This window comes from Mycolicibacter senuensis (assembly GCF_003284925.1).
In the GTDB taxonomy this organism is placed as follows: domain Bacteria; phylum Actinomycetota; class Actinomycetes; order Mycobacteriales; family Mycobacteriaceae; genus Mycobacterium; species Mycobacterium algericum_A.
Genome location: NZ_QMEX01000203.1, coordinates 1 through 5,086 on the forward strand (window position 1 = coordinate 1; position 5,086 = coordinate 5,086).

Below are 5,086 nucleotides of genomic sequence, written 5' to 3' on the forward strand. Positions count from 1 at the left end.
TGCCGAGCCAGAACAGGTCCTCGGGCCCGGAGCGCACCAGCGCGGCCGCGGTGGATCCGTCGTCGGGACTGACGACACCGCGCACCACCGCCACCGGGACATCGGTGAGCTTGCCCTTGACCAGGTCGGCGGCCGCGGCGAGCTCGTCGGCGACGGCCACCTCGGTGACGACCAGCTCGTTGCCGTGCCGGTCGACTGCGCCGGCGTAGCCGTTGAGCACGGTCAGACCCGACGCCCCGATCGCGACGTCGATCTGCCCATGGCGCCAGGCGCGACCCATTGTGTCGGTGATCAGCACCGCGACGTCGACGCCGAGCCGCTCGGCCAGCCGGGCGCGCAACTTCGCGGCGCTGCCGTCGGGATCGACCGGCAGCAGCGCGAGTTCGTCGGAGCCGACGTTGGAGCCGTCCACGCCGGCGGCGGCCTGCACCAGTCCGAGCCGATTCTCGGTGATCCAGGTGCGGCCCTTGCGGGCCAGCACGCGCACCGCCTCGGCCTCGACCAGTTGCCGGCGCAGCGCGTCACGCGCCTCGGGGTCGTGGGGCGCCGGCACGATCCGGCCCTCGCACTTGGACACCACTTTGCTGGTGACGACCACGATGTCGCCGTCGGCCAGCCACGGCGCGGCCTGCGCCAGCGCACCCGCCAGATCGTCACCCGGCCGGAACTCGCCCAGGCCGGTGACCGGCAGGATCTGAACCTTGGCGGCACTGCCGTGTTCGCCGCGACCCGTCACGGTGACACGCCCGCGACATTTAGCCCGGCGCGCACCATCTCGGCCGTCGCCGCCGGATCGGTCATCAGCAGCGGGGCGCTTCGCACGGTGATACCGGCCGGCTCGTCGGCGGTGGCTTCGCCCTCGTGCACCAGCCAGTAGTCGAGGATCCCGGTCCCGCTGCGCGACCCGTAGTGCTGACCCACGGCGTGTGAGCTGGACTCCAGGCCGATCACGCTCAGGCAGGTGTCGGCCATGCCGCGCAACGGTTTTCCGGCGATGATCGGCGAGTAGCCGACGACCGGCGCCGGGGTGGACCGCAGCGCTGCCCGGATGCCGGGAATGGCCAGGATGGCGCCGATGCTCACCACCGGATTCGACGGCGCCAGCAGCACGATGTCGGCGTCGGCGATGGCCTCGAGGACTTGCGGTGTCGCGTTGGCCTTCTCGGCGCCCACGAAGCCGAATCCGTGCGTGGGCACCTCGGCGCGGTAGCGCACCCACCACTCCTGGAAGTGGATAGCACGCTGGGTGTCGTCGGCGGGATCGGTGATCACGACATGGGTTTCACAGCTATCGTCGGTGACCGGCAGCAGCCTCGCGCCGGGCTGCCAGCGGTCGCACAGCGCCGCCGTCACCTCCGTCAGCGGGTAGCCGCCGCGCAGCGCCTGGGTGCGCACCAGATGGGTGGCGAGGTCACGGTCGCCGAGACCGAACCAGTCCGGTTGCATCCCGTAGCGGGCCAACTCCTCCATCGCGTGCCAGGTCTCGTCGCGGTGACCCCAGCCGCGCTCGGGGTCCACCCCGCCGCCCAGGGTGTACATGCAGGTGTCCAAGTCCGGGCAGATGCGCACCCCGTGCATCCAGGCGTCATCGCCGACGTTGACGACGGCGGTCAACTCGTGTGCCGTAGCGTCGGCCTCGCCGAACCGGCCCAGGCCCAGCAACTTCTGCACGCCGAGCAGGAACTTCGCGCCGCCGACCCCGCCGACGAGAACCGTGACCTTCACAGCGCACGACAGTACCGTTGACGTGGCCGCGACCGGTGTGGCGGACCGCCACAGCGGGCCGCCCGGCCGGCTCCGGTAAGACACGCCGAAACGGGGGTGTGGGCTAGATGACACGGACTCGCCGGTTTCGGACACGTCCAAAATCGGTCACGAGATGGTAAGGAATTTCGCCATTCGGCTTGACCGGACCAGTCATCCCGTGTCTAATCACATCAGTGTCATTTCGCGGTTGGCCAGCCGATTTCGGTGTCGCAGACCGAGATTCGATCACATGTTCGAATTGGGATGCAGAGCATCGCAATACGGGCGACACATCAGAATCGCGCAACCAGGTGAGGAGCGGAGCATGTCCTATGAGCACCTTTGGGGCGTAATGGGAGCGACACCGCATGCCAATACCGGATTCATGGCACCAGTCGAGGCCGAGCCGGCGCCCAGCCGGCCACACCTGAGCCTGGTCCCGGAGCTCGACGACTACGACGAATTCGACCCGTTCGACCCGGCCTCGGCCACCAATGAGCAGTGGCAGGACCGCGCGCTGTGCGCGCAGACCGACCCGGAGGCCTTCTTTCCGGAGAAGGGCGGCTCCACCCGCGAGGCCAAGAAGATCTGCCAGCGGTGCTCGGTGCGCAGCGAGTGCCTGGAATACGCGCTGGCGCACGATGAGCGATTCGGCATCTGGGGCGGCCTGTCCGAGCGGGAGCGCCGTCGGCTCAAGCGCGGCATCATCTGAGCGCGCCGAAGACCGCTGTCGGCCGCTAGTCCTCGATCGTCGGATCGATGACGGTGGGCTCGACATCCAAGTAGGTGGCGACCTGAGCCACCAGGATCTCGTGCAATAAATCCCCGAGTTCCACGCTGTCATTCGCGCGTTGCTCGATCGGCTTGCGGAACAACAGTATTCGCGCCCGTGTCGGGTTACCCCGGACATCCACCCCGGCAGGTATCAAGCGAGCCAGCGGAATCGGCCCATCGGCGACCACCTCTGGGGGCCACTGCACACTGTCGGGATCCTTGGCGGCGATCCGGGGAATCTCGTCGACGGCGACGTCGAGCGCCGCCAGCCGTTGTTTCCAGCGTTGCTCGATGGGCTCGTAGGCCTCCAGCACCGCCATGTCGAACCGTTCGGCCCGGGTGCGCCAGCCGGGCACCGTCGGCGGCAGCAGCGGTCCGCGGGGTTCGCGGCCGCGCCATGGACGACGCGTGGCGATCACGAAAGAAGATGGTAACGGTTGCGCATAGGGTCGCCGCGCGTTGCGCGTGTCCGGCGCCACGGGGATGCGCCGCCACGATAGCCTCGACCGCGTGAAGGTTCCCCGCCGCTGCTGCCGGCCAGGGTGTCCGCACTATGCGGTGGCGACGTTGACGTTCGTCTACTCGGACTCCACCGCCGTGGTGGGCCCGCTGGCGACCGCCGCCGAGCCGCATTCGTGGGACCTGTGTTTCAGCCACGCCGGCCGGATCACCGCCCCGCGCGGCTGGGAACTGGTCCGCCACCCCGGCCCGTGGGTGTCCCCCGAGGAGGACGACCTGATCGCGCTCGCCGAAGCGGTGCGCGAGGGCCGGTCCGGCCAAGCCGCGCCGGCCAACGGGTGGTATCCGCCGGGCGCGCCCGGCGGCGGCGTACTGGCGCCGCCCGGCCCGCCGGGCAAGAGCAACGGCAGGCGTCGCGGCCACCTGCGCGTGTTGCCGGACCCTTCGGACTGATCGGACGTTCCGGGCTACGCTTGAGCGTCAAGAGTCCACTTCGTCAGGAGCCCTGTCCATGTCTCGGCCCGCTGCGGCTGTCCACCGTGTGATCAAGGCGTACGACGTACGTGGTCTGGTCGGTTCGGAGATCGATGAATCCCTGGTCGCCGAGGTCGGCGCCGCGTTCGCCCGGCTGATGGCCAACGAGGGTGCCCGGCAGGTGGTGATCGGCCACGACATGCGGGACAGCTCGCCCCCGCTGTCGGCGGCGTTCGCCGAGGGGGTGATCGCCCAAGGCCTCGACGTGATCCGGATCGGGCTGGCCTCCACCGATCAGCTCTACTTCGCCTCCGGGTCGTTGGACTGCCCGGGGGCGATGTTCACCGCCAGCCATAATCCGGCCGCCTACAACGGCATCAAGCTGTGCCGGGCGGGCGCCAAGCCGGTCGGCGCCGACTCCGGCCTGGACCGGATCCGCGATGAGCTGATCGCCGGGGTGGCGCCCGATGCCGACCGGGCCGGATCCCGCGGGACCGTCTCCGACCGCGACGTGCTGGCCGACTACGCGGCGTTCCTGCACTCCCTGGTCGACATCTCCGGCGGGCGCCCGCTGCGGGTGGCCGTGGACGCCGGCAACGGCATGGCCGGACACACCGCTCCGGCGGTGTTCGGTTCGCTGCCGGCGATCACGTTGCTGCCGCTGTACTTCGAGCTCGACGGGACCTTCCCCAACCACGAGGCCAATCCGCTGGACCCGGCCAACCTGGTCGACCTGCAGGCGTTCGTCCGCGACAGCGGCGCCGATATCGGGCTGGCCTTCGACGGCGACGCCGACCGGTGCTTCGTGGTCGATGAGCGCGGCGAGCCGGTTTCGCCGTCGGCGGTGACCGGCCTGGTCGCCGCGCGGGAACTGGCCCGCGAACCCGGCGCGACGGTGATCCACAACCTGATCACCTCCCGCGCGGTGGCCGAACTGGTGGCCGAGCGCGGCGGCACGCCGCTGCGGTCACGGGTCGGACACTCCTATATCAAGGCGATGATGGCCGAGACCGGCGCCATCTTCGGCGGGGAACACTCGGCGCACTACTACTTCCGGGACTTCTGGGGGGCCGACTCGGGGATGCTGGCAGCGCTGCACGTGCTGGCCGCGCTCGGCGAGCAGCAGCGGCCGCTGTCGGAGCTGACCGCCGACTACCAGCGTTACGCGGCCTCCGGCGAGATCAACTACACCCTGGCCGACGGCGTCGACGCGCAGGCCTATGCGGATGCCGTGGTCGCGTCGTTCGGCGAGCAGGCGTCCGTCGACCATCTCGACGGGGTGACCGTCGACCTGGGCGGCGGCAGCTGGTTCAACCTGCGCAGCTCCAACACCGAACCGCTGCTGCGGCTCAACGTGGAGGCCCCCGATTCCGCCGCGGTCGATGCGGTGGTGGCCCAGGTCACCGAACAGGTCGAGGCCGTCACCGCAGCCGAGAAGTCACGGCCGTGAACGCGTTCCCCGGGTCCTTCCCGACGACCGTCGATCTCGACGACGCCGAGGCGTTGCTGGCCGCTGACCGCGACGGGGCGCTGTGGGCCGCGTCGATGGCCGGGGCGCAGGTGCGCGCCACCGCCGCCGCGGTCGCCGAGGGCGCCCTGGACACCGTGCGCGGCGACATCCGGGACTTTCCGG

6 protein-coding genes and 1 pseudogene are annotated in these 5,086 nt (G+C 70.2%); 4 read left to right on the forward strand and 3 right to left on the reverse strand.

The genetic code is table 11. The annotated features are described in order from the left end of the window. Positions 1–736, reverse strand: a 736-nt coding sequence (locus tag DQP56_RS22540) for a coenzyme F420-0:L-glutamate ligase (RefSeq protein ID WP_112689214.1), incomplete at its 3' end; no start/stop codon positions are given. After that, positions 733–1,725 carry a 2-phospho-L-lactate transferase gene (cofD, locus tag DQP56_RS22545; RefSeq protein WP_112689216.1) on the reverse strand — a complete coding sequence of 331 codons (993 nt, stop codon included), beginning with the start codon at positions 1,723–1,725 and terminating at the stop codon, positions 733–735. The genes DQP56_RS22540 and cofD, both read right to left, overlap by 4 nt. A gap of 346 nt (positions 1,726–2,071) precedes the next feature. Between cofD and DQP56_RS22555 the strand changes: the two genes are divergently transcribed. Then, positions 2,072–2,458 carry a WhiB family transcriptional regulator gene (locus tag DQP56_RS22555; protein WP_112689220.1) on the forward strand — a complete coding sequence of 129 codons (387 nt, stop codon included), beginning with the start codon at positions 2,072–2,074 and terminating at the stop codon, positions 2,456–2,458. Between the two features lie 25 nt (positions 2,459–2,483). Here the strand turns inward: DQP56_RS22555 and DQP56_RS22560 are convergent, their stop codons facing one another. Then, entirely contained in the window at positions 2,484–2,939 is a 456-nt protein-coding gene (locus DQP56_RS22560) for a metallopeptidase family protein (protein WP_013829937.1), read from the reverse strand. A gap of 91 nt (positions 2,940–3,030) precedes the next feature. On the opposite strand from DQP56_RS22560, the gene DQP56_RS22565 reads away from it, so the two are divergent. The 3 genes and pseudogenes from DQP56_RS22565 to DQP56_RS22575 all read left to right on the forward strand — a co-directional run. Further along, complete coding sequence (locus DQP56_RS22565) at positions 3,031–3,432, forward strand: DUF3499 domain-containing protein (RefSeq protein ID WP_205868959.1); 402 nt, start codon at positions 3,031–3,033, stop codon at positions 3,430–3,432. 58 nt (positions 3,433–3,490) lie between these two features. Then, positions 3,491–4,903 carry a phosphomannomutase/phosphoglucomutase gene (locus DQP56_RS22570; RefSeq protein ID WP_112689224.1) on the forward strand — a complete coding sequence of 471 codons (1,413 nt, stop codon included), beginning with the start codon at positions 3,491–3,493 and terminating at the stop codon, positions 4,901–4,903. After that, positions 4,900–5,086: pseudogene (locus DQP56_RS22575) on the forward strand (TobH protein); the annotation flags it as partial. The gene DQP56_RS22570 and the pseudogene DQP56_RS22575, both read left to right, overlap by 4 nt.